This window comes from Nereida sp. NH-UV-3, assembly GCF_042939535.1.
Lineage (GTDB): Bacteria > Pseudomonadota > Alphaproteobacteria > Rhodobacterales > Rhodobacteraceae > Nereida > Nereida ignava.
Genome location: NZ_CP132157.1, coordinates 1,892,459 through 1,917,730, shown reverse-complemented (window position 1 = coordinate 1,917,730; position 25,272 = coordinate 1,892,459). Strand labels below are relative to the sequence as shown.

Below are 25,272 nucleotides of genomic sequence, written 5' to 3'. Positions count from 1 at the left end.
GGCGACAGAATGGGCTATTGGGCGAACATACGCGAGGTTTTGCGACATAGCTGCGTTGCGCTTAGCCCGCTTCTGCCATTGATGGGTCAACTTCTTGGGGAAGCCAAAGGCCTGTGGATCGGAACTGCGCTTGCCTGTGCTGTGATTATTGCAGCATTGCTTCGCAAACAGCGCCTAGCTCTCTCACCTCCCCCTAGAACAGCGCAAAGCCTTAATTCAGCACTTGAACGTGCGATTTCCGAACGCGCACTAACCCACAAAAACAGCCTATGTTTGGCCCTGCAACTTGACGATCTTAATACCATTAAAGATATCCACGGTGTTGCAGGCGCAGAAACTGTCTGTGCGCAAGCGTTGGCCAACATTGCGGGTGTTCTTCGCGATGCTGACACCGCGCAGGCGTCTGACGATGGTCCCATCATTATCGTAATCGGCTCAGACCCAAGGCTTGATCTTGAAGCGGCGTTACAAATCGCCAACCGTATTCAGACCGCAATCGCACAGCCCTATTTGGTCGATAACGCTACTGTTTTGTGTTCGGCCTCAATCGGCTTCGCTTTGCTGTCGCGCGTTTCAAAGCAAACACCACAGGCATATCAATCCGCCGCCATTACCGCGCTTATGGATGCTAAACGCCAAGGTCCCGGCGCAGTACGCGCGTATTCTCCAGAGCTTACGATACCAGCCAAACATCAAATGTCGCGGAATGCGCAGGTTTTTGATGCTCTTGAAAGCGGTGCAATTACTGCGTGGTTTCAACCGCAAGTACGCATCGCAACAGGCGAAATATCTGGATTTGAAGCGCTTGCCCGATGGCATCACCCAAACAGTGGCCTCATCCCGCCGTCGGATTTCTTGCCAACACTCGAAAATGCGGGGTTAATGGAGCGACTGAACGAACGAATGCTACGCGCGAGCTTTTGCGCACTCAAGGATTGGGACCAACAGGGGGTCAATATCCCACATGTCTCGGTGAACTTCGCGAGTGATGATTTACGCAACCCAAAGCTTGTCGAACGGATCGAATGGGAGCTTGATCGCCAAGACCTAAGCGCTGATCGGCTTTGTGTTGAGGTGCTTGAGACAGTCATGGCTGGTAGCGGCGATGACATCATTCACCACAACCTTGCGCGCCTATCAGATATTGGCTGTTTGCTTGATTTAGATGATTTCGGCACAGGCCACGCTTCAATCGCTGCTATTCGCAGATTTGGAATTGACCGACTAAAAATCGACCGATCGTTCATTACCAAAGTTGATAGCGAGGCAGCACAAAGTAAAATGGTTCGGGCAATTATATCCATGGCGAATGAGCTCGGGATTGAAGCACTGGCTGAAGGTGTCGAAACCCTTAGCGAGCATGCCAAACTGGCCCAGATAGGTTGCCATCACGTTCAGGGCTTCGGGCTAGCAAAGCCGATGCCCTTGGAGGAAACCCCTGCATGGATTCGCGCCCACAAGACCAAAGTAACAAACGTACAGTCGCTGACACAGCGGTTTGCCTGAAACGGTGCGCATCAAACTTGTCTTATTGTCGCTCACACGTTCGAAAAAGCCCTTTCCCCTTGACGTTTGGCCCTCATAAAGGTTCAACCGCCCCACTAGATTTAGAGACTGGCGGGCGACAATGGACGAGCAAAATAGAAATCTGATCTTGGCAAGTGTTCTGTGCCTTGCGGTTATTATCATTTGGCCGTTTCTCGTGCCGCCACCCGCCGAGGCACCGCAGCCCGCAGTGGCAACCCAAGAGACCAGCACCATCGCACCTGCAGCAGCCCCCGTTACTGCGCAACAGCGAACAGCCCCAGAGGAATTAGCCGAAGGGCGCACGGACGCTCCACGCATCGCGATCGATACCAAAGAATTGTCCGGCAGCATTTCACTGCAAGGTGGCCGTATCGACGACCTGGCTCTGAAATCATATCAGACGTCTCTCGACGAAGGTGCCAGCATCGTGCGACTGTTCCGCGGCACCGATGGACCCGAAGCGTTTTATGCTGATTTTGGTTGGGCTCCCGGCGGCGCGTTGGGTTTTGAGGATGTCCCGACAGCAACAACGATTTGGAACGCAGACGCAAGTGCGACACTCACGGAGAATACCCCCGTGACCCTTAGCTGGGATAACGGCAAGGGCCTTGTCTTTACCCGCGTCATTTCAGTTGATGAAAACTTTATGTTCAGCGTCGAACAGTCCGTGACAAACACAGCAGATGCCGCCGCGCGTCTCGCCCCTTACAGCGCGCTCATGCGGCATGGAATTCCCACAACGCTTAAGAACTTCTTCATTATCCACGAAGGCGCCATGCGCCAGACGGGTGAGGAACTGTCCGAGTATGACTACGACGACATCTCCGACTTTGACCGCGATGACCGCTGGGGCGCGACCGCCGATGTTGCGCAAATCCAACAAAACGGCTGGCTTGGTTTCACCGATCACTACTGGATGTCGATGCTTATCCCCGCAAGCGCGCAGCAGTTTACGGGCGTTTTGCAATATAACGAAGCGCGCAACACGTTCCGGTCCGAAGCACGCCTGCCAACGGTAGACCTTGCTGCGGGCGAAACCATTTCTGTCAGCACACAACTTTTTGCTGGTGCGAAAGAATGGGAGACCATCCGCAATTACGAAAATGACGGCGGCATCTACAATTTCCTCGACAGCATCGATTGGGGTTGGTTTTTCTTCCTGACCAAGCCGATCTTTGCGGTACTACACTGGCTCAACGCCGTGATCGGGAACATGGGCTGGTCCATTATCGCCCTGACGCTTTTGATTAAGGCAATTTTGCTACCACTCGCCTATAAATCATACGTATCAATGGCCCGCATGAAAGAGCTTCAACCAGAGATGGAGAAGCTGAAAGAAGCGGCGGGTGATGACCGCGAGAAAATGCAAAAGGGCATGATCGAGCTCTACAAAAAGAACAAGGTAAACCCAGCCTCGGGTTGTTTGCCAATCTTGATGCAAATCCCGATCTTCTTCTCACTCTACAAAGTGATTTTCGTCACGATCGAATTGCGCCACGCAGAATGGATCGGTTGGATTCGTGACCTTTCGGCACCGGACCCCTCCTCCATCCTGAACTTGTTCGGCCTACTGCCATACGCAACACCTGAGCCAACAAGCATCTTTTACATCCTGTCGCTTGGCGTATTGCCTATCATTTTGGGCATCTCAATGTGGCTACAACAAAAACTGAATCCGGCGCCCACAGACGCGACCCAAGCGATGATTTTCGCATGGATGCCATGGGTCTTCATGTTCATGCTTGGCAGCTTTGCCAGCGGTTTGGTCATCTACTGGATTGCGAACAACACGATCACATTTAGCCAACAGTACCTGATTATGCGCAGTCAGGGCATCAAGCCGGACGTCTTCGGAAACATCAAAAAAGGCTTCAGCCGTAAGTCGAAAACGGAAGAAACCTAATGCTTCGGATCGCGGCCCTTTGGCGGCACCCCATCAAGGGCCACGGTCACGAAGCGCTCAGCACGTCTGATTTCATCGCTGGCAAGACGATGCCGTGGGACCGTAAGTGGGCAGTCGCCCATGAAGCGGCCAAGACTGATGGCAGTACATGGGCAAGTTGCGCAAACTTCAGCCGCGGTGGAAAAGCACCACAGCTGATGGCCGTGCGTGCGATTACTGATACAGACACTGGTATCGTGACCCTATCGCACCCGGATGCTCAAACACTTAGCTTTGATCCGGATGGCGACACGGCGGATTTTTTGGCATGGTGTAAAAACTTAATGCCGCAAGACCGCGTCCAATCGGTGAAGGTCGTACGTGCAGACGTCGGCATGACTGATACACCCTACACATCGATCTCCCTTCTGAACACGGCCAGTCTGGCAGATCTAAGCGAGAAAATCGGCGCAGATATGGCCCAAACCCGCTTTCGTGGTAACATCTGGATCGATGGCGCAGAACCATGGGACGAGTTTAATTGGATAGGCAAAGAAATCCGTATCGGCACCGCCGAATTCGAAGTGGTTGAACCAATCACCAGATGCTTGGCCACGCACGCCAACCCACAAACAGGCGAGCGCGATGCAGATGTGCTCAACACCTTAACGCAGCATTGGGGCCACAAAGATTTTGGCGTCTATTTGCGCGCAACCAAATCTGGCCATGCGTCAGTGCAAGACAAAATTGAGTTTCTCTGAAATGGACATGCAATTCACACTGGCCGAAGAGCCAACTCCACAAGAAGTCGAAGCCGCACGGGTATTTTTCGCAGGTGAGACCGACTTTTTGAAAGGCGTCGTCGCGATGGATGGCATGCCAATGGCCGACCGCATGGAAGTCTGTTTCGCAGGCCGATCGAATGTTGGTAAATCCAGCTTGATCAACGCGCTTACCGGACGCAAAGGTTTAGCACGTGCATCGAACACTCCGGGCCGCACCCAAGAGATTAACTTCTTTACGCTAACCGAAAGCCACTACCTTGTGGATTTACCGGGCTATGGCTTTGCAAACGCACCGATCCCGATCGTTGAAAAGTGGCAGCGCTTGCTCAAGGCTTACCTTTCAGGCCGTGCAAGTCTTCGAAGAGCGTTTGTTTTGATTGATGCGCGCCACGGGGTGAAGCCCGTCGACGAAGAAATCATGACCCTACTCGATAAATCGGCAGTAACTTTTCAATGCGTTCTGACCAAAACCGACAAGGTAAAGGGCGGCGCAAAGGACAAGATGCTGGAACAAGTCAAATCGAAGCTGGCCAAGCATCCCGCGTCCTACCCAGAGATCATCATGACCAGCTCGGAAAAAGGTGACGGCATCGCCACTCTGCGGCACATCATTCACACCCTCACCTAATCTTACCTTGGCAGGCATCACGTTCCCCAGTACGAACAAGCGCCAAGAGGACACCGACATGAAAAAGCAGAACGCCATGAAAAGCGATTGGATCGCCACCGCCAGCACCCTCAGCAAAGCGCTGCCCTACTTGCAACGCTATGATGATGCGATTGTAGTGATCAAATTTGGTGGTCACGCTATGGGCAGCGATGAGGCTATGGAAAGCTTTGCGCGCGATATCGTTTTGTTGCGGCAAGTCGGTGTGAACCCTGTGATCGTTCATGGTGGTGGACCGATGATCAACGAGATGCTCGATAAGCTGAGCATTCAGTCGGACTTTGTGAACGGCAAACGCGTTACAGACGAAGCCACAGTTGAAGTGGTCGAGATGGTATTGTCGGGCCGTGTAAACAAGAAAATTGTCCAAGCGATTAACGCCCAAGGCGGCAAGGCCGTCGGCCTGTCAGGTAAAGACGCGGGGCTGATCACCTGCACGCAAACAAACCCTGATCTGGGCTTTGTCGGAACGCCGTCAGAGATTGATACAAGCGTATTGCACACGCTTTTTGAGGCCGGTACAATTCCTGTGATCGCTCCGCTTGGAGCTGGCGCCAACGGTGAAACATTCAATATCAACGGTGACACAGCCGCAGGTGCAATCGCTGCGGCGCTTAAGGCGGACCGCTTATTATTGCTCACGGATGTGGCGGGCGTGAAAGACGCAAGCGGCGAGGTCGTGACTGACATCACCGCCGATCAAATCCGGGAACTTACCAAAGAAGGCGTGATTGCCGGCGGTATGATCCCGAAAACCGAGACCGCCCTTGCGGCCATAGAAGGCGGCGTGCGCGCGGTGGTAATCTTGGACGGACGTGCGCCAAATGCTTGCTTGCTCGAACTGTTCACAGACCACGGTGCCGGTTCAATCATCCGCCGCTAGCGCTTCACAAAGTCGTGGCTTGTCACGCGCCATTCACTGAGGCACCTTTGCGGCATGGAAAATGAAGCACTCATTCGTCTAACGATCTTTATCGGGCTGTTCGCGATTTTCGCGAGTGTCGAGGCATGGGCTCCTCGCCGTAAGCGTGTTCAATCACAGCCACAACGCTGGCTGACGAATTGGGGCATCACCCTGCTGGATACGCTGACGTTACGTGCGCTTTCTGTCGTCCTGCCCCTGCTTGCCGTGGGCGCCGCGTTCGATGCAGAGCGCTTGGGCTGGGGGCTTTTCAATCAGGTAAGCTTGCCCTTTGTAATTGAGTTAGTCCTTGTCTTGTTGATCTTCGACTTCGCGATTTGGGCCCAGCATTTGATCACACACAAGGTCCCGTTTTTGTGGCGTATTCACAGGGTTCACCACGCCGACCGCGACCTTGATGTAACGACAGCCATTAGATTTCATCCCGTTGAGATAGCCTTCTCAATGCTGCTGAAAGTTGGGCTGGTCTATGCATTGGGGCCTGCTGGCGTAGCCATCGTGATTTTCGAGATTATTCTGAACGGCTGTGCCATGTTCAACCATGCGAATATCAACATCCCCCAGCCCGTTGACCGCATACTGCGCAGAATTTTGGTCACACCGGACATGCACCGCGTTCATCACTCGACCGACCGTGCGGAACACGACAGTAATTACGGGTTTTCGCTGTCGATTTGGGATCAGCTGTTCGGAACCTACATCGCGCAACCCAAAGACGGGCACAGCGATATGAACATTGGCTTGGAATGGCAGGACAACCGGCCATCACAGCTGGGTTGGAGCCTTGCTCTACCATTTCGCCGTCGATGAACCTTGCGCATCTAAGTGCTGAGGCAGCGCCGCATGGCCTTTTCATTATGGCAGAATGCCCTGATCTCGAAGGCAATGGCACCATCGTTCTGATTGGGGCGGATGCAACGTTCTGGGATGTTTTCACCAAATCGCCAGAATACAAAAACAACGTGCCAGACCCTGTTGATACATGGTCCAAGCGCATCATTACTCGCCTAGCTGATGGGCGGCCAACGGTTTACCCATCTGATGGTCCGCCGTACGCGCCATTCATCCAGTGGGCGCTTGGGAGTGACCAATTCTTCCAGAGCCCTGTTGGGATGATGGTCCACCAAAAAGCCGGATTGATGGTCTCTATTCGCGGTGCGATTAAGCTATCCCAGCCTTACTTGGTACCTACGCCATCCGCCCCGTCTCCTTGCATAACCTGTGCCGAGAAACCCTGTCTGACCGCCTGTCCAGTCGGTGCATTGGGACAGGACACCGCTTACGATGTACCTGCATGTAAGGCTTATCTGAACAGCGCTGAGGGCACTGACTGTATGACACAAGGGTGCGCAGTAAGACGGGCATGTCCGGTCAGCCAGCGCTTTGACCGCCCCGCGGCCCAATCCGCCTATCATATGAGCGTCTTCGTTTAGGCACAAAAAAGGGCGCCTCAAAGCGCCCTTTTCTAATCAGTTCACCGCAATGGTGCTGATACCTTAGTGGCCCAAAATTTGGCTGAGGAACAACTTGGTACGGTCTGATTGTGGGTTCTCAAAGAACTGCTCTGGCTCATTTTGCTCGACGATCTGGCCTGCATCCATAAAGATCACACGGTTTGCAACTTTGCGCGCAAAACCCATCTCGTGGGTCACACAGAGCATTGTCATGCCTTCTTCCGCAAGCTCGATCATAGTGTCGAGAACCTCGGCAATCATCTCAGGGTCAAGCGCAGAGGTCGGCTCGTCAAACAACATGATACGTGGCTTCATGCAAAGTGAACGCGCGATTGCAACACGTTGCTGTTGACCACCAGAAAGCTGACCGGGATATTTATCCGCTTGCTCTGGGATCTTCACCTTTTCAAGGAAATGCATCGCAATCTCTTCGGCTTCTTTCTTTGGGGTCTTGCGAACCCAAATCGGTGCCAACGTGCAGTTCTCAAGAATTGTCAGGTGCGGGAACAAGTTGAAGTGCTGAAAGCACATGCCCACTTCTGAGCGAATAGTGTCGATGTTTTTCAAGTCAGAAGACAACAACGTACCATCAACAGTGATGGTGCCTTTCTGGTGCTCTTCAAGCGCGTTGATGCAACGGATCAGCGTCGATTTACCAGAACCGGACGGCCCACAAATAACGATACGTTCGCCACGGTTTACAGTCAGATCAATGTCGCGCAGCACGTGAAACGAGCCGTACCACTTGTTCATCTGATTGATTTCGATGGCGACCTCGTCAGAGACCTTCATTTGTGAAATTTGAGACATATCAGGCGCTCCTTAACGATGGCCAGTTTGAAGCTGACGTTCCAGCCATTGTGAGTATTGCGAAATTGAGTAGCAAACGACGAAGAAAACTGCCGCAGCAAAGAGGTAGACTTCCCAGTAGATCGAAATCCAGTCTGTTGACTGTTGGATCGGACCACGGATCATGCCGACGATATCGAACATTGAAATGACCGACACAAGTGTGGTGTCTTTGAACAAACCAACGGCCACGTTCACGATGCCCGGGATTGAGATTTTCAACGCCTGAGGCAAGATGATGAGACGTGTCGCTTGGGTGTAGTTCAAACCAAGACTATCTGCCGCCTCATATTGGCCCTTGGGTAACGCCGCCAAGCCACCACGGATCACCTCGGCGATATACGCCGCAGAGAAGGCTGTGATCATGATGATCACGCGCAGGATCAGGTCGATCGAGCTTTCAGGTGGGAAGAAATACGCCAGCATAACGTTTGCCACAAACAGCAACGTGATCAAAGGTACGCCGCGAATGAACTCGATGAATACTACGCAAACACCTTTGATAAGGGGCATGTTCGACTGACGCCCAAGCGCCAGCACAACACCCAGCGGAATGGACAAGGACACGCACACCGTGCCGAGGATCATGCAGAGCATGTAGCCGCCCATATCGCGGGACGCGACTGCTTCAAGCTCGATCGGAACAACGCTATTGATCGCGGCTGAGATCGGTCCCAGCCCGTAAACCATCAACGCATAGAGACTGAACAATGTGGTAACGATTGTGACCAAGCCACCATCTTCATAGCTGTTGTAAATCGCATAACCCACAAAGATGCCCATCGGGATAAAGAACGCGTAGGTGAAAATCGCGGCGATCATAAAGACAAACCCAGCCACTGTGGAAACGATGCCTTCCCCTGCGCTTACATTGCCAGAGATAAACCAAAGCTCTTGCGCACCAAGGTACAGTAGATAGCCAAGGCCGATGCCTGACAGCGCACCAACAATGCCTGCAACGACTTGGCGCAACGAAACGCTTAGGCCCTCAATGAACAAATAAATCGCGGCGGTTACGGCCAATAGACCAAGGATAACCACAGGCACCCAAACTGAGCCGCCCCAGATCAACCAATACGCAACGAAAGGATAGAGCGCTGTCGCAATCAAAAGTTTACGCGGCAAATACATCGCGAAAAGCGCTGGCATTGCGCAAACCACCAAAAGGACAAACGCCAAAGTAGGGCGCCAATATTCAGTGGCGGGGTATTTGAACCCAAAGAGTAGGTGATCCCAACGATCAACCAACACGGCAAAGCACGCAGAACCTGCAGTGCCCGCATCGGCCATAATGTTACGGCAATCCTTGATGCTTGTGGCGTCCCAAACACCATTCCAGAACCATGGGAACACACCCATGATGAAACGGGCGATAAGCAGAAATGCGATGACCGTCATGACTGAGTTAACCCAGCCAGAAAACAGGTTTTCACGCATCCACTTTACAGGTCCGGTTTCGCCCGCAGGCGGCGGTGAAGCGGGGATTTCAGAGTTGCGAACGAAGGCAACAGATTGGGCGTTTGTATCGCTCATCTTAGCGCTCCTTCAACTTCATAGAGTTGTTGTAAATGTTCATCAGGAAAGAGATCGACAGCGAAATCACAAGATAGAACAGCATCAGCAGCAACACTGCCTCAATGGCGCGTCCTGTTTGCAAAAGGGTGATCCCACCCAGCGTACCGGTCAAATCCATATACCCAACAGCGATCGCCAATGACGAGTTTTTGGTGATGTTGAGGTACTGCGAAATCAGCGGCGGAATAATTACGCGCAGTGCCTGTGGCAGCACAACAAGGCTCATGATCCGCTTGGGCCGTAAGCCCAACGCAGCAGCCGCTTCGGTTTGCCCCTTGGAGATTGCAAGAATACCTGCGCGCACGTTCTCGGCGATAAACGCACCTGTATAGACCGCAAGGGCCAGCCACAGCGCAATAAGAGAGCCGCGGATGGTGAAGCCGCCTTTGAAGTTGAAACCCTTCAACTCTGGGTACTCAAGACCAATGGGATTTCCCAAAACAATCTGCGCCAGAATAGCTGGGACAAAGAATAGGCCAACGGATGGCCAGAAAGTAGAAATCAAACGTCCATGGTTGAAAAGCTGCGCTTTAGCATAACGACGGAACATAAAGATACCCAAGATGGACGCAAGAAACACGCCAATGACCATCATGGAACCTTCATTCCATACGGGGCTTGGCATGAACACACCACGGTTGGTCACGGCAACACTGTTCCACAGCCACATAGATGCTTGCGGATCAGCACCCTTAAACGCGCGGGGTGCGGGAGTTGCATTAATGAGGATTGAGAAAATGATCAGAATCCAGATCAAAACGGGCACATTGCGGAAAATCTCAACATAAAAGCTCATGATCTTACGGACGAGCCAGTTAGGAGATAGTCGCAGCACACCAGCCACAACACCAATGATTGTTGCCGTCACACAAGCTAGGAACGCAACGATCAGCGTATTCAGCAAGCCAACAAGTGCAGCACGGCCATGTGTAGATTGGGATGTATATTCGATAGGGCGCTGGTTGATGTCATATCCCGACTGCTGACCCAAGAAGTCATAAGAGATATTCAGACCGGCGGCCGTAAGGTTGCGCACCAAGTTGCCACCGATGAAAGCCATTGCGGCGATGATCGCGACAAGCGCAATAAATTGGAAGGTATACGAGCGATACCGGGTATCGTTCAGCAACATGGACAAACGGAACCCGCCTTGCGGCGTATCGGGTGTCGAGCTCATAAGGTAATTTCCCTGCTTTTCCTGATCACGCACTTACCACTGAAAAAAGACCAGCGCCGCACGTCAGGTGGTCGGCATATAGAAAAAGGGCGCAGCAAACGCCACGCCCTTTTCCGGATGTGTTTAGCGGAATGGTGGTGAGTAGATCAGACCACCGTCGAGGTACGAAGCGTTCAAGCCACGTGCCAGGCCGATTGGTGTGCTTTCACCGATGTTACGTGCAAATGACTCGCCGTAGTTGCCTACGGCTTCAAGTGCGCGCTTCGCCCAATCTGCATCCAGACCAAGTTGCTCACCCAAGTTGCCTTCGGCACCGAGCAAACGGTTGATTTCTGGGTTGTTTGAACCGTCAGCTGCAAGGCTAGCTGCGTTTACAGATGTCACACCCAGCTCTTCAGCTGAGATCAGTGCGTTGAGTGTCCAGCGAACGATATCGCCCCACTCGTTGTCGCCGTGACGTACCAGCGGGCCGAGTGGCTCTTTTGATACGATTTCGGGCAGAACAACGTGTGCAGATGGATCTGGGAAGTTAGCGCGCTGAGCGGCCAATGCAGATGCGTCAGTTGTGTACACGTCACATGCGCCGGCGTTGTACTGTTGTACAGCTTCTGCGCCTGTTTCGATTGGCACGGGCTCATAGCTGATGTTGTTTGAGCGGAAGTAGTCAGCAAGGTTCAGCTCTGTTGTTGTACCAGTTTGGATACATACAGTCGCGCCATCAAGCTCTTTGGCTGAAGAAACGCCAAGCTCTTTTGGAACCATGAAGCCTTGGCCGTCGTAGTAGTTCACACCAATGAAGTCGAACTTCAGGTCTACGTCACGGCTGAATGTCCATGTTGTGTTACGTGCCAACATGTCGATTTCGCCAGAAGCAAGCGCTGTGAAGCGTGTTTTGCCTGTTGTTGGAACGAACTCAACAGCAGTCGGGTCGCCCAAAACAGCAGCTGCGACCGCGCGACATACGTCAACGTCAAAGCCTTCCCATTCGCCGCTTGAGTTAGGAGCAGCAAAGCCTGGAACGCCGGTGGTCACACCACAGTTCATAATGCCACGTGCTTTGACGTCATCCAACGTACCGGCAGATGCTGCAACTGCAGCCAAGCCTGAGAGTGTCAGTGCGCCAAGAAATACGGTTTTTTTCATAATTACCTCTTCCTGATTTTCCGTCCCTGTTGAGACGGCTTATCCAAGTCAAATATATGCCTGGTTACCGATAGAACGGGACAACGCCCATCCGCAGTGGACAAAGTTGGCCAAAATAGGGGGGGAAGGTCAAGAGAAAGAATGCCCGAACTGGCCCTATTCATGCAAAAACAACCAAGTTGCCGCTGCGTTACGCCTAAGAAGCAAGCAGTGCAGGTTAATTTTTCACCCACGCAAAGAATTGTGCCGCGTTTTCAAAGGCAAGGCGCTTTGATTCCATGAGTGCATCCGCCTCTTCATCGCGGCCCCACTGCTCAATCTGCCATTCCTCATCGATTCTCGACCACGCCCAAAGCGCATCCAACGGGTGACTGTCGCGCGCCGCTGCAAGTCCCAAAACCAATGAGCCGCTGATACAAACAAGGTCATGCAAAGCCGCTACTTCAAAAACGCTCAATGCGTGCACTGCAGCAGAAAGGTTGGCCAAAGAAGTCGGGTCTTGTTCTACGAACATGACACCGTTGCCAGTGTTAAGCCGCGCTGAAAATGTCTGATCCGCCCAATCGAGCATCGGGTCCCATGCCGCTGCTTGACGGGCAATCAACTCATCAGGCTGTAGCGCGCGGTAACAAAGCAGATCAGTCTCACCGTAACTTGCCAGCATGTCCGCAACATCGGACTTTTGCGGTGTAACCTTTTCAATGGCCGCATTCGCATAGCGGGTCGCAGGCATGGAAAGCGGATCAATCTCATCACTTTGCGCACGCCACTCACCTGCAATGGCATCTGCCAACGGCCGAGACGGCACGCACAGCACATTCTTCAGCGGTGTTTTGACCTGCCGACCATCAAGATGAACCTCAAACCCGGCATCAACAGGTGCGACATCGACGTCCGTCCAGAAACGTTTGTTCTTCCACTCGCTCAAAATTCATCCCCATCAAACGGGTTGGCTGGCACATCAGAAGCCGACCAACCGAAAGTTTGCCAAGTACGTTCCATATGATCAGGCAGCGGCGCGGTTAGCGTCAGCTGTGCGCCCGTCATGGGATGCAACAAGTTCAGTGAACGCGCATGAAGGTGCAATTTCTTGCTGATGTCACCACCAAGCTGTGCGCCCCAACCATCCCCAAAGTTTTCCTGACTACTGCCGCCGTATTTACCATCACCAACAATCGGGTGTCCGATCTCAGCCATGTGCGCGCGCAACTGGTGGGTCCGACCTGTGACAGGCGTCAGCGCCATCCAAGCCGCACGAGACGCCAGCCGCGACAGCACCGCATAATCAGTGTGCGCACGTTTTGCGTCATCATCAAAGCGCACTTCATCGGGGTGAACGCAAATCATCCGCTCGCCTTCGCCCCGGGCGCCATGACCAGTGGCCTTCTTCAGCCCGTATTTGACCGACGCCATACCGGGGTGCGGAACACCCGCGACAATGGCCCAATAAATCTTGCGGGTTTCGCGGTGACGGAATGCGGCGGTAAAGGCCTGCGCCGCAGCGCGGGTACGCGCCAACAACAACACACCAGAGGTGTCTTTGTCCAAACGGTGCACCAAACGTGGCTTCTCTTCGAAACCGAATTTCAACGCTTCAGATAGCATATCCACATGGCGGGTCTGCTTGCTGCCCCCCTGTGAAGGCAGGCCCGCAGGTTTGTTCAAAACCACAATGTGATCATCGCGGTAGATCACACAGGACTGGATCATCTTCACATCATCTGCACTGATCTTGGCTTTAGGCACATAAGCGACCGGCTCAGCCTCATCAGGGATCGGCGGTACACGCACGGTCTGACCAGCCATCACACGGCTCGAAGACTTCACACGACCCCCATCAAGACGTAGCTCACCTTTGCGGCACATCCGCTCAATACGGCCTTGAGCCAAATGCGGGTACCTGCGGCGTAGCCACCGATCAATCCGCTGGTCCGCTTCATCCGCTTCAATGGTCAATAGTTGGACGCCGCTCATGACAGGCTCCTTGCAAGTGTAAGGCCAACCCCACAGGCCAAAAGGGACAGAAGCACCGAAGCTCCCACGTAGGCGCCAGCATACAATATACGGCCCTCTTCCATCAATCTTAGCGTGTCCAGGGAGAACGCACTAAAGGTGGTAAACCCACCCAACACACCTGTCATCACAAAGGGAAGCCACGCTTTATCAAGCGCGAGCCAAATAACCCCGATTGCAAATGATCCCGCAACGTTCACGGCCAAGGTACCCATTGGGAACGCAACCCAAAGCCCCACCGCAAAGCGCAAACACGCGCCAACAGCACCGCCAAGCGCTACAGAGATAAGTGTTGAAAACATTGGGGGCGTTTGCGCGCCAACGAAGCTTTTGTCAACTGCCGCGCTTTGCCCGCAACTTTGCGAAATATTCCAGTCGGCGGTTTAGGTCCCGCTCAAAGCCGCGCTCAACCGGCTGATAAAATTGTGGGCGCTCCATGCCATCGGGGAAATAGTTCTGCCCCGAAAACCCATCTTCTGCATCATGGTCATAGGCGTAGCCCTTGCCGTAGCCTTGGTCCTTCATGAAACTGGTCGCACCATTCAGAATATGTTTAGGCGGAGGCGCTGAACCAGTTGCCTTGGCGGCGGCACGCGCGGCTTTGTAGGCCACGTAAACACCGTTCGATTTAGGGGCCAGCGCGATATAGGTCAGAGCCTGCGCAAGTGCTAACTCCCCCTCCGGGCTACCAAGCCGCTCGTACGTTTCCCACGCCTGTAAACACACTGCTTGGGCTTGGGGGTCTGCAAGGCCAATGTCTTCCACAGCCATCCGTGTTATGCGGCGCGCCAAAAAGCGTGGGTCTTCCCCGCCATCCAGCATACGGGCGAACCAATAAAGCGCCGCATCAGGGTCCGAGCCGCGCACCGATTTATGCAACGCACTGATTAGGTTGTAATGCGCATCGCCACTTTTGTCGTACTGCGCTGCACGCCGCATCAAGCGGGTACTCAGCTGGGCTGCATCTAGTGGCGACGCAACTTTCCAAGCTGCTACTTGTTCGATCAAGTTGAGGGCGGCGCGACCATCCCCATCTGCCATTTCAAGAAGTGCACGGCGCGCATCGCCATCAAGCGGCAAGTCACGCCCCAACTCAGCCTCCGCGCGCTGCGCAAGCAGCTCTAAGTCATCGGTCGACAAACGTTCAAGAACCATCACAGACGCCCGCGACATGACGGCTGCGTTCAATTCAAAGCTAGGGTTCTCCGTCGTCGCCCCCACCAGTAAGATCGTACCATCTTCCATATGCGGCAAGAACCCGTCCTGCTGCGCTTTGTTAAATCTGTGAATCTCGTCCACAAACAGAAGCGTACCCTGCCCGTTGGCCCTGCGCATTTTAGCCGCTTCAAATACTTTTCGTAGCTCAGGCACACCCGTGAAAATGGCACTGATCTGCACAAAGTGTAGGTCAGTCTCGTGAGCCAGTAGACGCGCAATTGTGGTCTTGCCAACACCCGGAGGGCCCCAGAAAATCAAAGATGACAAACTGCCGGCCGCGAGCATTACTCCAAGCGGCGCCTCAGCGCCAAGGACGTGCTGCTGACCAATAACGTCTGCTAACGACTGTGGACGCAACCGGTCCGCCAGCGGACGCGTGCCGGCAGAGGCTTCAGGCTCAGACGTGGCGAAGAGATCAGTCATACGTCGAAACTACGCCCATGAAGAGCCGAGGGGAAGCTGCTGATTGTCGACATTTTCAAAAGACTTAGTCGAAATAAAAAAAAGCCCCACCGCATTTCTGCGACGGGGCCCGAATTCAAATGTAGGGCGTGATGCCTTACTCAGCAGCAGCTTCTGCCGCTTCGGTGCGCGCACGGTCTGCTGCACCTTTTGCATCGCGGTCACGATCAACAAACTCGATGATCGCCATCGGCGCCATGTCACCGTAACGGAAGCCAGCTTTCAGAACACGCACGTAACCACCTTGGCGGTCTTTGTAGCGTGGTCCGAGAACTTCAAACAATTTCGCAACATATGCGTCTTGCTTCAAACGGCTTGCAGCCTGACGACGTGAGTGAAGGTCGCCTTTTTTGCCCAATGTTACCAGCTTTTCGATAACGCGACGAAGTTCTTTCGCCTTTGGCAGTGTTGTTTTGATTTGCTCATGCTCGATGAGCGAGCCAGCCATGTTTGCAAACAGCGCCTTACGGTGCTCGTGTGTGCGATTTAGGCGGCGGTAACCTTTTGCGTGACGCATTTCTTATCTCCTAATTATGCTTTGTAGCGAGGGTCTGATGCGTGTCAGCCCTTCAAATTGGGGCGGGATTGCCCAGTCTGTATGCAGAGCGGACCATATATCGGCCCGCTCCGCGTAATATCAACTTAGAAGTTGTCTTCGAACTTCTTAGCCAGATCTTCAATGTTGTCCGGTGGCCAGTCCTCAACATCCATGCCGAGGTGCAAGCCCATGCCTGACAATACTTCTTTGATTTCATTCAAAGACTTACGACCAAAGTTAGGCGTGCGGAGCATTTCAGCTTCGGTTTTCTGGATAAGATCACCAATGTAGACAATGTTGTCGTTCTTCAGGCAGTTTGCTGAACGAACAGACAATTCCAACTCGTCCACTTTCTTGAGAAGCAGTGGGTTGAATTCAAGGCCATCATCTTCTTGTGCAGCTGATGCGCTTTCAGGCTCATCAAAGTTCACAAAGATAGACAACTGGTCCTGCAGAATGCGCGCCGCGTAAGCAACAGCATCGTCTGGCGTGATTGAACCATCTGTTTCAAGCTTAAGTGTCAGCTTGTCATAATCCAGAACCTGACCTTCGCGTGTTGGCTGAACGTCATAGCTTACCTTTTTGACAGGTGAGTAGATCGCATCAATTGCCATCATGCCGATAGGCGCATCTTCTGGTTTGTTCTTGTCCGCAGCAACGTAGCCTTTGCCCGTGTTGACGGTCAGTTCCATGAACACGTCCGCGCCATCGTCAAGGTGACAGATCACATGGTCTTTGTTCAAAACTTCAACACCAGCAGACTCGGAAATGTCGGCAGCAGTCACAACGCCTGGACCCTTAGCTTGGATAGAAACCCGCTTGGGGCCTTCTACGTCCATGCGGATCGCAACGCCTTTAAGGTTCAAGATGATGTCGGTGACGTCTTCACGTACACCAGCAACGCTTGAAAACTCGTGCAGAACATTATCGATTTGAACCGCAGTAATGGCAGCACCCTGAAGTGATGACATCAAAATACGGCGCAGGGCGTTGCCCAACGTCAAACCGAAACCACGCTCAAGCGGTTCAGCTACAACAGTTGCCTGACGTGCAGGATCGTTGCCGGGCTTTACAGCCAGTTGCTGTGGCTTGATCAGTTCTTGCCAATTCTTATGGATCATGCGTCCCTCCATTCTTGCGTTCCTTCCATGTCCTAAAAGGAGCGCTCTCGAGGTTAAAAATGACGAAATGGGGCCGTGTGCGAGACGCGGCCCCAAGGATATTCAGGTATTATACGCGGCGACGCTTTGGTGGGCGGCAACCGTTGTGCGCCATTGGCGTCACGTCACGGATAGATGTGATGTTGAAACCAACTGCAGCCAAAGCACGCAGCGCAGATTCACGGCCTGAACCGGGGCCTTGCACTTCGACTTCCAGCGTCTTCACGCCGTGCTCTTGCGCTTTTTTACCAGCATCTTCAGCCGCCATCTGCGCCGCATATGGCGTAGACTTACGTGAGCCTTTGAAGCCCATTGTGCCAGCTGACGACCAAGAAATGGCGTTGCCTTGAACGTCTGAGATGAGGATTTTTGTGTTATTGAAAGAAGAGTTTACGTGAGCAACGCCAGCGGCGATATTCTTACGTTCTTTTTTCTTAGTGCGGGTCTTATCACGAGCCATGGATCAGTCCCCCTTATTTCTTCTTACCAGCAATGGCCTTTGCAGGACCTTTGCGAGTACGAGCGTTAGTGTGTGTGCGCTGACCACGGACAGGCAGGTTACGACGGTGACGTAGGCCACGGTAGCAACCAAGGTCCATCAGACGCTTGATGTTCATCGTTGTTTCACGACGCAGGTCGCCTTCAACGGTGTAGTTTTCATCGATGTGCTCACGCAGTGACAAAATTTCCGCATCGGAAAGTTCGTTCACGCGGCGCGTGAGGTCGATCCCCAACGCTTCGCAAATCGCATAAGCAGAGGTGTTACCAATGCCAGTAACATAAGTGAGGGCAATCACGACGCGCTTATTCGTCGGGACGTTAACGCCGGCAATACGAGCCAATGTTCTCTTCCTTTTTCAGTTGCGGATCCGTAGTTCCAGACCCTTTTTTCACAACATCGGACGGAAAGTCCTTTGTCATATCGAGGTATTTAGCACTCAAAAGCGCAACTACCCCGACTCAGAAGAGCGGGGCAGATGGGGCTAGCTAGGGCCTTTTGGCTCAAGCGTCAATACGAGGTTGTTCACTCAATCCAGAATAGCGTTGATTTCGCCAGCAACGTCACCGATTTCGCCCAGACCGTTCACCGAAGACAGCTGTTCCTTCGCGTAGTAATACCCAATCAGTGGGCTGGTCTGTTTATAGTAAGCCATCAGACGCGTCTTCAGGCTATCTTCGTTGTCATCTGCGCGCCGCTGGAAATTGCTGCTGCCGCAGTTCGAGCACTTGCCATCCGCAGGCTGCGGCTTGGTCGCATCATTATAGACTTCACCACAGTCACCACAGGTTGAGCGGGCCGTAATCCGCGCAACGAGAGCCTCGTCATCAACACGCATTTCAATCACTGCATCAAGAGATGCCCCGATCTTATCCATCAGCTTTGCCAGCGCATCTGCCTGAGGCAACGTGCGCGGGAAACCATCAAAGATGAAGCCGCCCTTTGCATCACCGGTCAGCTTTTCTTCGATCAAACCAATAACGATCTCATCAGTCACCAAGTTGCCCGCATCCATCACTGCCGCGACTTTTTTGCCCATCTCCGTTCCGGATGTCTTTGCTTCACGAAGCATGTCACCGGTTGAGAGTTGGATCATATCGCGTTGCTCAACGAGCTTGCGTGCTTGGGTGCCTTTGCCAGCACCAGGAGGTCCGAGGAGAATGATGTTCGTCATATTTTTTGGTCTTTCTTGGCGATTCACCGAGTTTGTATACTATTGGATACCAAAACGCCCCTACAAATTTGCAGAGGCGCTTAGTAATTTATCAAATCTTAACGGCGAACTGGGCTACGTTTTTTCCGGCGGCCCTTGCCTTTGCCACTTAGCTGGGACTTTTCAATCAAGCCCTCGTACTGGTGAGCGAGCAAATGCGACTGGATTTGTTGAACCGTATCCATGCCGACGCTGACAATAATCAGAATAGATGTACCGCCAAAATAAGCCGTAATTTGTAAGTTCGAGCGGATCATCTCAGGCAGCAAGCACACTAGCGCAAGATAGCCAGCACCAAGCACCAACAGACGCGTCACGACATAATCAAGATACTCAGCTGTTTTCTTGCCGGGGCGAATACCGGGAACAAAACCGTTCTGGTTCTTGAGGTTGTCTGCAACTTCTTCGGTCTTGAAGGCGACGTTAAAGGTGTAAAAGAACGTGAAGAAAATGATCATTGCCGCAAAGAACACGAGGTAAAGTGGCTGACCCAGTCCGAAATAGGCAAGAACAGTCGACATGAACGGACTTGTTTGGTTCCCGCTAAAAGTTGCGAGGGTGGTTGGCAATAGCAACAGAGACGATGCAAAAATCGCGGGGATAACGCCAGCGGGGTTCACTTTGACGGGCAAATGGCTTGAACCGCCATCATACACCTTCATACCAACTTGGCGGCGCGGATACTGAATGGTGATTTTCCGTAAAGCGCGCTCCATGAAGACGACAAACGTTAGCGTCGCCCCAATCATAAAGAGAACACCAACGATCGTAGCAGAGTTAAGTGCACCAGAACGGCCTTGGCTAAAGAACTGAGCAAAGGCCAACGGCAATTCTGCAATAATACCAACGAAGATTATCAGAGAGATACCATTACCGATACCGCGTGCTGTAATCTGCTCACCAAGCCACATCAGGAACATCGTGCCACCCACAAGGGTCACAACACACGAAATGCGGAAGAACCAACCGGGATCAGTCACAAGATCGCCAGCCTCAAGCGAGACAGCCAACCCGTACGCTTGGAACGTGGCCAGCACCACTGTGCCGTAACGCGTGAACTGGTTGATTTTCTTACGGCCAGGCTCGCCTTCTTTTTTCAGCTGCTCGAAATAGGGAACCATCGCTGTCAAAAGCTGAATGATAATCGAAGCTGAGATGTAAGGCATAATGCCGAGGGCAAAGATGCCCATCCGCGACAGCGCACCACCGGTAAACATGCCCAAAACGCCCGCAATACCGCTGGCCGCTTGATCCATAAACGTACGCAGACTGTCTGCATCGATGCCCGGTACAGGAATATAGGTTCCGATCCGATAGACGATTAACAAACCAATCGTAAATAAAATGCGCTGGCGCAATTCGGTCGCTTTGCCGAAAGCCCCCCACGACATGTTGGAGGCCATTTGTTCCGCAGCTGATGCCATATCAATCGTCTCTTTTAATCAAATGCGCCGCCAGACGGCTTCCCGTTGGCGGCGCTTGGAAAACTTAAAGCGTTATGTAAGGGGCGTAAGCGCCCCTAACAACCTCTTATTCAGCGGCCGCTTCTTTTGCTGGGCCAGTAACGGTCAATTTACCGCCGGCTTTTTCAACAGCAGCGATCGCGCCAGCTGACGCGCCAGTTACTTCAGCAGTAATTTTCGCTGTTACTTCGCCTTTAGCGAGAATGCGGATACCGTCAAGCTTGCGGCGCACAACACCTGTAGATACCAGTGTATCTTCGGTGATTTTGCCAGCTTCCAGAACACCTGCGTCGATGAACTTCTGGATCAAGCCAAGGTTGATAACAGCAAATTTCTTGCGGTTCGGTTTGTTGAAGCCACGCTTTGGAAGGCGTTGGTAGAGGGGCATCTGCCCGCCTTCAAAACCCTTGATCGCAACACCTGAACGGGACTTTTGACCCTTAATACCACGGCCACCAGTCTTACCAGTGCCAGAACCCGGACCACGACCAACGCGCTTGCGTTTTTTGGTTGCCCCGGGATTGTCGTGTAGTTCGTTGAGTTTCATATCGCTTCTCCTTTGCCGGACGGTCTCCCCGAAGCGAACGGGAGGGACACGGCGTTAAAATGATTCGGGACGCCCAATGGAAGCCCACTGGCGGCGTATAGACCCGCAACGCCTTTGGATCAAGGTGCTGCACGCATCAATTACGCCAAACGAAAAGCGCCCCGCACGGATGCGAGGCGCAAATCTGTCAACTAAGCCGAAGCTCAGCCTTTTTCTTCGATGATCTCAACCATGTGAGAGATAGAGTTAACCATGCCGCGAACGGATGGTGTGTCTTCTAGCTCACGGGTTTTGTGCATTTTGTTCAAGCCCAGACCGATCAAAGTCTTACGCTGCTTTTCAGGGCGGCGGATGGGTGAACCGATTTGCTTAACAACGATGGTTTTAGCCATTGGTCAGTCTCCTTAGGCTTCAGCTTCAGCGGCAGGCGCTGGAGCGTCAGTTTTGGACAGGATGTCAGCCACTTTCTTACCACGGCGCTGTGCCACCTGACGGGGGCTGCTTTCCTTAGTGAGGCCATCCAACGTAGCGCGGATCATGTTGTAAGGGTTCTGCGAACCGATTGACTTAGCAACCACGTCCTGAACACCCAACATCTCGAACACAGCACGCATTGGACCACCAGCAATGATACCAGTACCCGTTGGGGCGGTACGCATTACAACTTTGCCTGCGCCGTGACGGCCAGCCATATCGTGGTGCAATGTGCGGCCTTCGCGAAGAGGCACACGGATCATCTGACGCTTTGCTTGCTCGGTAGCTTTGCGAATTGCCTCAGGGACCTCTTTCGCTTTACCTTTACCGAAGCCAACACGGCCTTTCTGATCGCCGACAACTACGAGTGCGGCAAAGCCAAAGCGCTTACCACCCTTTACAGTTTTCGACACACGGTTGATCGCCACCAGACGGTCGGCGAATTCAGGGGTCTCTTCGCGATCGCGACCTTTACCCCGACGGTTTTCACGTTCTGCCATTTTCCGTCTCCTTAGATCTTCAGACCACCTTCACGAGCAGCATCGGCCAAAGCCTTTACTTTCCCGTGAAAGAGGAAACCGCCACGATCGAAGTATGCTTCTTCGACACCGGCTTTTTTCGCACGTTCCGCGATCACTGCGCCAACTTTCGTTGCTGCTGCGATGTTGTTCTGACCTACGACACCCAAGTCTTTCTCCATAGAGGAAGCTGAGGCAACTGTTTTACCAGCTACATCGTCGATCAGCTGTACGCTGATGTTTTTGTTTGAACGGTGAACGGACAAACGCATACGTCCTGCATTCACCTTGCGAAGTTTGTTCCGAACGCGCAGGCGGCGCTTAAGGAACAGAGTTCTTTTACTGTTAGCCATAGCTGCGGTTCCTTACTTCTTCTTACCTTCTTTGCGGAAGATATATTCGTCGACATACTTGATCCCCTTGCCTTTATAAGGCTCGGGCTTACGCCAAGCGCGGATGTTTGCCGCAACCTGACCGACCTGTTGTTCGTCGATACCTTCCACAATGAGCTGTGTGTTCTTCGGGGCAGTTACTGTAACGCCATCTGGAACTTGGAACACAACGTCATGGGACAGACCCAATGACAGTTTGATGTTCTTGCCTTCCATGGCAGCACGATAACCAACACCGTTGATCTCAAGCTCTTTCTTGAAGCCGTCAGTCACACCAGTCACCAGGTTGGCGACCATTGTGCGGGTCATGCCCCACTGTTGACGTGCACGCTTGGACTTGCCGCGTGGCGTTACAGACAAAGCACCATCTTCGACGGCGAGTGTGACATCGTCAGTCGCGGTGAAGGAACGGACACCCTTAGGGCCTTTCACTTCAACGGTCTGACCGTCGATTTTCGCTTCTACACCGGAGGGCAGAGCAACTGGTTTTTTACCAATACGAGACATCTGTTCCTCCTTAGAAGACTGTGCAGAGCACTTCGCCACCGACGTTGGCTGCGCGTGCGTTTGCATCCGACATCACGCCGCGAGACGTGCTGACAATCGACACACCCAAGCCCTGACGGACAGTGGGGATATCATTAGCGCCCATGTAAACGCGGCGGCCAGGTGTAGAAACCCGCTTCACTTCGCGAATGACAGGAGTGCCTTCGTAGTATTTCAGGCTGATTTCGAAAGCAGGGTGGCCATCAATGCCAGTCTTGCCTTCATAACCGCGGATGTAGCCTTCGTCGGCAAGTACATCCAGAACCCAAGCACGGAGCTTGGACGCAGGGGTTTCAACCGTGGATTTGCCGCGCATCTGACCATTGCGGATGCGTGTCAACATATCACCGATAGGATCGTTCATTTGTTAAACCTCCCTTACCAGCTTGACTTGACCATACCAGGGATTTGACCCTGGCTGCCAAGCTCACGAAGAGCAATACGGCTGACCTTAAGCTTACGGTAGTAAGCGTGGGGACGGCCTGTAAGTTGGCAACGGTTGTGAAGACGTGTAGCCGAAGAATTGCGGGGCAATTTTGCCAGCTCAAGCTGTGCTTTGAACCGCTCTTCCATGGGCTTGCTTTCGTCACGCGCGATTGACTTAAGCTCAACACGCTTAGCGGCAAATTTCTCCACCAGGCGCTGACGCTTTTTCTCGCGTTCGATCATAGATTTTTTAGCCATATCTCAGTCCTCTCCGCGCTTACGAATTGAAGGGCATGTTGAAAGCTTTCAACAGTGCCTTGGCTTCCGCATCCGTTGGCGCGGTGGTGCAGATGATGATGTCCATGCCCCAGACTTCGTCGACTTTATCAAAGTCGATTTCAGGGAACACGATGTGCTCTTTCATGCCCATGGCGTAGTTGCCACGGCCATCGAATGACTTACCCGAGATGCCGCGGAAGTCGCGGATACGAGGCATTGCGATGGTGATAAAGCGATCAAGGAATTCGTACATACGCTCGCCGCGCAATGTTACTTTGGTACCAAGAGGCATATCTTCACGAACCCGGAAGCCCGCGATTGATTTCTTGGCCATCGTAACAACAGCTTTTTGGCCAGCGATTGCAGTCAGATCTTCCTGAGCCGCTTTCACTTTCTTGCTGTCTTTTACGCTTTCAGCGCCCGCACCGATGTTCAGAACAATTTTGTCCAAACGCGGGATCTGCATGTCGTTCTTGTAGCCGAACTCTTCTTTCATCGACGCACGAATGGTGTCGTTGTAAAGAGACTTCAGACGGGGGGTGTAGTTTGCTGTATCAAGCATCAATCACGTCTCCCGTGGTTTTGGCGAAGCGAACTTTCTTGTCGCCTTCCATTTTGAAGCCGACGCGTGTTGCTTTGCCGTTCTTGTCGGCAAACGCGAGGTTCGACAGCTCGATGGGCATTGCTTTTGGAATGCGACCACCTTGGCTTGTCTGCGATTGGCGTGTGTGGCGGATGGCGATGTTAACGCCTTCCACAACAGCCTTGCCAGCGGACGGATCAACAGACTGAATAGTGCCTGTTTTGCCTTTGTCTTTGCCAGCGATCACGATGACAGTGTCACCTTTTTTCAACTTAGCAGCCATATCACAGCACCTCCGGCGCGAGCGAGATGATTTTCATGAAGTTTTTGGCGCGCAATTCACGAACAACTGGCCCGAAGATACGTGTGCCGATTGGCTCACCGTTGGTATTCAGGATAACTGCTGCGTTACGGTCAAAGCGAATTGCTGTGCCGTCTTCGCGACGAACTTCTTTAGCGGTGCGAACAACTACGGCCTTACGGACGTCGCCTTTTTTCACACGGCCACGTGGGATGGCTTCTTTAACCGAGACGACAATGATGTCACCTACGGAAGCGTACTTACGCTTAGAGCCACCCAACACCTTAATGCACTGAACACGGCGAGCGCCGCTGTTGTCAGCAACATCCAGGTTGGTCTGCATCTGGATCATTTGGTTTCTCCCGACCTTTGGGGGGCGATGCGTGCCCTATCCCCAGGGTTTCGATTAAGCTGTGAAGCCTGACTTAGTCTGTCAGAACTTCCCAACGCTTTGTCTTAGAACGCGGTGCACATTCGATGATACGAACGAGGTCACCAACATTAAAAGAATTCTTCTCATCGTGCGCCCGGTACTTCTTGGACTTACGGATGGTCTTTTTCAGAACGGGGTGCGTGAAGCGACGCTCAACCGATACAGTGACGGTTTGCTCGTTTTGGTTGCTTGTGACAACACCTTGCAGGATACGCTTGGGCATAGG

32 protein-coding genes are annotated in these 25,272 nt (G+C 52.9%); 7 read left to right on the top strand and 25 right to left on the bottom strand.

What is annotated here, in order from left to right; all coding sequences use genetic code 11:
* The first annotated feature begins 9 nt into the window (after positions 1 to 9).
* The 7 genes from NeNHUV3_RS09475 to NeNHUV3_RS09445 all read left to right on the top strand — a co-directional run bounded on the left by NeNHUV3_RS09475 (position 10) and on the right by NeNHUV3_RS09445 (position 7,216).
* Positions 10 to 1,506 (top strand): putative bifunctional diguanylate cyclase/phosphodiesterase, encoded by a 1,497-nt coding sequence (locus NeNHUV3_RS09475; RefSeq protein WP_391481068.1) that lies wholly within the window; start codon positions 10 to 12, stop codon positions 1,504 to 1,506.
* Positions 1,507 to 1,627: 121 nt separating this feature from the next.
* Positions 1,628 to 3,430, top strand: a complete 1,803-nt coding sequence (gene yidC, locus NeNHUV3_RS09470) for a membrane protein insertase YidC (protein ID WP_391481066.1) — start codon at positions 1,628 to 1,630, stop codon at positions 3,428 to 3,430.
* A complete protein-coding gene (locus tag NeNHUV3_RS09465; RefSeq protein ID WP_391481065.1) occupies positions 3,430 to 4,170 on the top strand; it encodes an MOSC domain-containing protein in 741 nt (246 codons plus the stop codon). Before yidC ends, NeNHUV3_RS09465 begins: the two co-directional genes overlap by 1 nt.
* Before the next feature lies 1 nt (position 4,171).
* Positions 4,172 to 4,822, top strand: coding sequence for a ribosome biogenesis GTP-binding protein YihA/YsxC (gene yihA, locus NeNHUV3_RS09460; protein ID WP_048599014.1), 651 nt, complete (start codon positions 4,172 to 4,174; stop codon positions 4,820 to 4,822).
* 58 nt (positions 4,823 to 4,880) lie between these two features.
* Entirely contained in the window at positions 4,881 to 5,744 is an 864-nt protein-coding gene (gene argB / locus NeNHUV3_RS09455) for an acetylglutamate kinase (protein ID WP_048599015.1), read from the top strand.
* Positions 5,745 to 5,798: 54 nt separating this feature from the next.
* Positions 5,799 to 6,593 (top strand): sterol desaturase family protein, encoded by a 795-nt coding sequence (locus NeNHUV3_RS09450; RefSeq protein ID WP_391481063.1) that lies wholly within the window; start codon positions 5,799 to 5,801, stop codon positions 6,591 to 6,593.
* Positions 6,590 to 7,216: a ferredoxin gene (locus NeNHUV3_RS09445; RefSeq protein ID WP_391481062.1), complete on the top strand. Its 627-nt coding sequence runs from the start codon at positions 6,590 to 6,592 to the stop codon at positions 7,214 to 7,216. Before NeNHUV3_RS09450 ends, NeNHUV3_RS09445 begins: the two co-directional genes overlap by 4 nt.
* 63 nt (positions 7,217 to 7,279) lie before the next feature.
* Here NeNHUV3_RS09445 and NeNHUV3_RS09440 read toward each other — a convergent pair whose 3' ends face one another.
* The 25 genes from NeNHUV3_RS09440 to rpsQ form a co-directional block, all read right to left on the bottom strand.
* Positions 7,280 to 8,047, bottom strand: coding sequence for an amino acid ABC transporter ATP-binding protein (locus NeNHUV3_RS09440; RefSeq protein ID WP_048599018.1), 768 nt, complete (start codon positions 8,045 to 8,047; stop codon positions 7,280 to 7,282).
* Positions 8,048 to 8,059: 12 nt separating this feature from the next.
* Complete coding sequence (locus NeNHUV3_RS09435; RefSeq protein WP_391481060.1) at positions 8,060 to 9,619, bottom strand: amino acid ABC transporter permease; 1,560 nt, start codon at positions 9,617 to 9,619, stop codon at positions 8,060 to 8,062.
* 1 nt (position 9,620) lies between these two features.
* The gene (locus NeNHUV3_RS09430) at positions 9,621 to 10,838 is read right to left on the bottom strand and encodes an amino acid ABC transporter permease (RefSeq protein ID WP_391481059.1); all 1,218 of its coding nucleotides are present in this window, start codon (positions 10,836 to 10,838) and stop codon (positions 9,621 to 9,623) included.
* Between the two features lie 123 nt (positions 10,839 to 10,961).
* Positions 10,962 to 11,981, bottom strand: a complete 1,020-nt coding sequence (locus NeNHUV3_RS09425; RefSeq protein WP_391481058.1) for an amino acid ABC transporter substrate-binding protein — start codon at positions 11,979 to 11,981, stop codon at positions 10,962 to 10,964.
* Positions 11,982 to 12,198: 217 nt separating this feature from the next.
* Positions 12,199 to 12,909 (bottom strand): ATP12 family chaperone protein, encoded by a 711-nt coding sequence (locus NeNHUV3_RS09420; protein ID WP_391481056.1) that lies wholly within the window; start codon positions 12,907 to 12,909, stop codon positions 12,199 to 12,201.
* Positions 12,906 to 13,955, bottom strand: a complete 1,050-nt coding sequence (locus NeNHUV3_RS09415; RefSeq protein ID WP_341247000.1) for an RluA family pseudouridine synthase — start codon at positions 13,953 to 13,955, stop codon at positions 12,906 to 12,908. Before NeNHUV3_RS09415 ends, NeNHUV3_RS09420 begins: the two co-directional genes overlap by 4 nt.
* On the bottom strand, positions 13,952 to 14,296 hold the full coding sequence (locus tag NeNHUV3_RS09410; RefSeq protein WP_048599024.1) for a CrcB family protein: 345 nt from the start codon (positions 14,294 to 14,296) through the stop codon (positions 13,952 to 13,954). The genes NeNHUV3_RS09415 and NeNHUV3_RS09410 overlap by 4 nt, the downstream gene beginning before the upstream one ends.
* A 31-nt stretch (positions 14,297 to 14,327) precedes the next feature.
* Positions 14,328 to 15,635: a replication-associated recombination protein A gene (locus NeNHUV3_RS09405; RefSeq protein WP_391481054.1), complete on the bottom strand. Its 1,308-nt coding sequence runs from the start codon at positions 15,633 to 15,635 to the stop codon at positions 14,328 to 14,330.
* Between the two features lie 136 nt (positions 15,636 to 15,771).
* On the bottom strand, positions 15,772 to 16,191 hold the full coding sequence (gene rplQ / locus NeNHUV3_RS09400; RefSeq protein WP_048599026.1) for a 50S ribosomal protein L17: 420 nt from the start codon (positions 16,189 to 16,191) through the stop codon (positions 15,772 to 15,774).
* Positions 16,192 to 16,316: 125 nt separating this feature from the next.
* A complete protein-coding gene (locus NeNHUV3_RS09395) occupies positions 16,317 to 17,333 on the bottom strand; it encodes a DNA-directed RNA polymerase subunit alpha (protein WP_048599061.1) in 1,017 nt (338 codons plus the stop codon).
* 109 nt (positions 17,334 to 17,442) lie between these two features.
* Complete coding sequence (gene rpsK, locus NeNHUV3_RS09390) at positions 17,443 to 17,832, bottom strand: 30S ribosomal protein S11 (protein ID WP_048599027.1); 390 nt, start codon at positions 17,830 to 17,832, stop codon at positions 17,443 to 17,445.
* Between the two features lie 13 nt (positions 17,833 to 17,845).
* Positions 17,846 to 18,214, bottom strand: a complete 369-nt coding sequence (rpsM, locus tag NeNHUV3_RS09385) for a 30S ribosomal protein S13 (protein ID WP_048599028.1) — start codon at positions 18,212 to 18,214, stop codon at positions 17,846 to 17,848.
* A 186-nt stretch (positions 18,215 to 18,400) separates the two neighbouring features.
* The gene (locus tag NeNHUV3_RS09380) at positions 18,401 to 19,045 is read right to left on the bottom strand and encodes an adenylate kinase (RefSeq protein ID WP_391481052.1); all 645 of its coding nucleotides are present in this window, start codon (positions 19,043 to 19,045) and stop codon (positions 18,401 to 18,403) included.
* A gap of 98 nt (positions 19,046 to 19,143) precedes the next feature.
* Positions 19,144 to 20,508, bottom strand: coding sequence for a preprotein translocase subunit SecY (gene secY / locus NeNHUV3_RS09375; protein ID WP_391481051.1), 1,365 nt, complete (start codon positions 20,506 to 20,508; stop codon positions 19,144 to 19,146).
* Between the two features lie 106 nt (positions 20,509 to 20,614).
* Entirely contained in the window at positions 20,615 to 21,094 is a 480-nt protein-coding gene (gene rplO, locus NeNHUV3_RS09370) for a 50S ribosomal protein L15 (RefSeq protein WP_048599031.1), read from the bottom strand.
* Positions 21,095 to 21,297: 203 nt separating this feature from the next.
* Positions 21,298 to 21,486, bottom strand: a complete 189-nt coding sequence (gene rpmD, locus NeNHUV3_RS09365; protein WP_048599032.1) for a 50S ribosomal protein L30 — start codon at positions 21,484 to 21,486, stop codon at positions 21,298 to 21,300.
* Between the two features lie 12 nt (positions 21,487 to 21,498).
* Positions 21,499 to 22,068: a 30S ribosomal protein S5 gene (gene rpsE, locus NeNHUV3_RS09360; protein ID WP_391481049.1), complete on the bottom strand. Its 570-nt coding sequence runs from the start codon at positions 22,066 to 22,068 to the stop codon at positions 21,499 to 21,501.
* 11 nt (positions 22,069 to 22,079) lie between these two features.
* The gene (gene rplR / locus NeNHUV3_RS09355; RefSeq protein WP_048599034.1) at positions 22,080 to 22,439 is read right to left on the bottom strand and encodes a 50S ribosomal protein L18; all 360 of its coding nucleotides are present in this window, start codon (positions 22,437 to 22,439) and stop codon (positions 22,080 to 22,082) included.
* A 12-nt stretch (positions 22,440 to 22,451) separates the two neighbouring features.
* On the bottom strand, positions 22,452 to 22,985 hold the full coding sequence (gene rplF, locus NeNHUV3_RS09350; protein WP_048599035.1) for a 50S ribosomal protein L6: 534 nt from the start codon (positions 22,983 to 22,985) through the stop codon (positions 22,452 to 22,454).
* Between the two features lie 10 nt (positions 22,986 to 22,995).
* Positions 22,996 to 23,388, bottom strand: a complete 393-nt coding sequence (gene rpsH, locus NeNHUV3_RS09345) for a 30S ribosomal protein S8 (protein ID WP_048599036.1) — start codon at positions 23,386 to 23,388, stop codon at positions 22,996 to 22,998.
* A 14-nt stretch (positions 23,389 to 23,402) separates the two neighbouring features.
* Positions 23,403 to 23,708 carry a 30S ribosomal protein S14 gene (rpsN, locus tag NeNHUV3_RS09340; protein ID WP_048599037.1) on the bottom strand — a complete coding sequence of 102 codons (306 nt, stop codon included), beginning with the start codon at positions 23,706 to 23,708 and terminating at the stop codon, positions 23,403 to 23,405.
* 19 nt (positions 23,709 to 23,727) lie between these two features.
* Positions 23,728 to 24,291, bottom strand: coding sequence for a 50S ribosomal protein L5 (gene rplE / locus NeNHUV3_RS09335; protein ID WP_048599038.1), 564 nt, complete (start codon positions 24,289 to 24,291; stop codon positions 23,728 to 23,730).
* Positions 24,284 to 24,595 (bottom strand): 50S ribosomal protein L24, encoded by a 312-nt coding sequence (rplX, locus tag NeNHUV3_RS09330; RefSeq protein ID WP_048599039.1) that lies wholly within the window; start codon positions 24,593 to 24,595, stop codon positions 24,284 to 24,286. Before rplX ends, rplE begins: the two co-directional genes overlap by 8 nt.
* A gap of 1 nt (position 24,596) precedes the next feature.
* Positions 24,597 to 24,965: a 50S ribosomal protein L14 gene (rplN, locus tag NeNHUV3_RS09325; RefSeq protein WP_048599040.1), complete on the bottom strand. Its 369-nt coding sequence runs from the start codon at positions 24,963 to 24,965 to the stop codon at positions 24,597 to 24,599.
* A 73-nt stretch (positions 24,966 to 25,038) separates the two neighbouring features.
* Positions 25,039 to 25,269 carry a 30S ribosomal protein S17 gene (gene rpsQ / locus NeNHUV3_RS09320; protein ID WP_048599041.1) on the bottom strand — a complete coding sequence of 77 codons (231 nt, stop codon included), beginning with the start codon at positions 25,267 to 25,269 and terminating at the stop codon, positions 25,039 to 25,041.
* Positions 25,270 to 25,272: the final 3 nt, after the last annotated feature.

Coding starts and splice junctions, on each gene's coding strand:
- NeNHUV3_RS09475 (WP_391481068.1), top strand. CDS start 10: ATGGGCTATTGGGCGAACATACGCGAGGTTTTGCGACATAGCTGCGTT.
- yidC (WP_391481066.1), top strand. CDS start 1,628: ATGGACGAGCAAAATAGAAATCTGATCTTGGCAAGTGTTCTGTGCCTT.
- NeNHUV3_RS09465 (WP_391481065.1), top strand. CDS start 3,430: ATGCTTCGGATCGCGGCCCTTTGGCGGCACCCCATCAAGGGCCACGGT.
- yihA (WP_048599014.1), top strand. CDS start 4,172: ATGGACATGCAATTCACACTGGCCGAAGAGCCAACTCCACAAGAAGTC.
- argB (WP_048599015.1), top strand. CDS start 4,881: ATGAAAAAGCAGAACGCCATGAAAAGCGATTGGATCGCCACCGCCAGC.
- NeNHUV3_RS09450 (WP_391481063.1), top strand. CDS start 5,799: ATGGAAAATGAAGCACTCATTCGTCTAACGATCTTTATCGGGCTGTTC.
- NeNHUV3_RS09445 (WP_391481062.1), top strand. CDS start 6,590: ATGAACCTTGCGCATCTAAGTGCTGAGGCAGCGCCGCATGGCCTTTTC.
- NeNHUV3_RS09440 (WP_048599018.1), bottom strand. CDS start 8,047: ATGTCTCAAATTTCACAAATGAAGGTCTCTGACGAGGTCGCCATCGAA.
- NeNHUV3_RS09435 (WP_391481060.1), bottom strand. CDS start 9,619: ATGAGCGATACAAACGCCCAATCTGTTGCCTTCGTTCGCAACTCTGAA.
- NeNHUV3_RS09430 (WP_391481059.1), bottom strand. CDS start 10,838: ATGAGCTCGACACCCGATACGCCGCAAGGCGGGTTCCGTTTGTCCATG.
- NeNHUV3_RS09425 (WP_391481058.1), bottom strand. CDS start 11,981: ATGAAAAAAACCGTATTTCTTGGCGCACTGACACTCTCAGGCTTGGCT.
- NeNHUV3_RS09415 (WP_341247000.1), bottom strand. CDS start 13,955: ATGAGCGGCGTCCAACTATTGACCATTGAAGCGGATGAAGCGGACCAG.
- NeNHUV3_RS09410 (WP_048599024.1), bottom strand. CDS start 14,296: ATGTTTTCAACACTTATCTCTGTAGCGCTTGGCGGTGCTGTTGGCGCG.
- NeNHUV3_RS09405 (WP_391481054.1), bottom strand. CDS start 15,635: ATGACTGATCTCTTCGCCACGTCTGAGCCTGAAGCCTCTGCCGGCACG.
- rplQ (WP_048599026.1), bottom strand. CDS start 16,191: ATGCGTCACGCAAAAGGTTACCGCCGCCTAAATCGCACACACGAGCAC.
- NeNHUV3_RS09395 (WP_048599061.1), bottom strand. CDS start 17,333: ATGATCCATAAGAATTGGCAAGAACTGATCAAGCCACAGCAACTGGCT.
- rpsK (WP_048599027.1), bottom strand. CDS start 17,832: ATGGCTCGTGATAAGACCCGCACTAAGAAAAAAGAACGTAAGAATATC.
- NeNHUV3_RS09380 (WP_391481052.1), bottom strand. CDS start 19,045: ATGACGAACATCATTCTCCTCGGACCTCCTGGTGCTGGCAAAGGCACC.
- secY (WP_391481051.1), bottom strand. CDS start 20,508: ATGGCATCAGCTGCGGAACAAATGGCCTCCAACATGTCGTGGGGGGCT.
- rplO (WP_048599031.1), bottom strand. CDS start 21,094: ATGAAACTCAACGAACTACACGACAATCCCGGGGCAACCAAAAAACGC.
- rpmD (WP_048599032.1), bottom strand. CDS start 21,486: ATGGCTAAAACCATCGTTGTTAAGCAAATCGGTTCACCCATCCGCCGC.
- rpsE (WP_391481049.1), bottom strand. CDS start 22,068: ATGGCAGAACGTGAAAACCGTCGGGGTAAAGGTCGCGATCGCGAAGAG.
- rplR (WP_048599034.1), bottom strand. CDS start 22,439: ATGGCTAACAGTAAAAGAACTCTGTTCCTTAAGCGCCGCCTGCGCGTT.
- rplF (WP_048599035.1), bottom strand. CDS start 22,985: ATGTCTCGTATTGGTAAAAAACCAGTTGCTCTGCCCTCCGGTGTAGAA.
- rpsH (WP_048599036.1), bottom strand. CDS start 23,388: ATGAACGATCCTATCGGTGATATGTTGACACGCATCCGCAATGGTCAG.
- rpsN (WP_048599037.1), bottom strand. CDS start 23,708: ATGGCTAAAAAATCTATGATCGAACGCGAGAAAAAGCGTCAGCGCCTG.
- rplE (WP_048599038.1), bottom strand. CDS start 24,291: ATGCTTGATACAGCAAACTACACCCCCCGTCTGAAGTCTCTTTACAAC.
- rplX (WP_048599039.1), bottom strand. CDS start 24,595: ATGGCTGCTAAGTTGAAAAAAGGTGACACTGTCATCGTGATCGCTGGC.
- rplN (WP_048599040.1), bottom strand. CDS start 24,965: ATGATCCAGATGCAGACCAACCTGGATGTTGCTGACAACAGCGGCGCT.
- rpsQ (WP_048599041.1), bottom strand. CDS start 25,269: ATGCCCAAGCGTATCCTGCAAGGTGTTGTCACAAGCAACCAAAACGAG.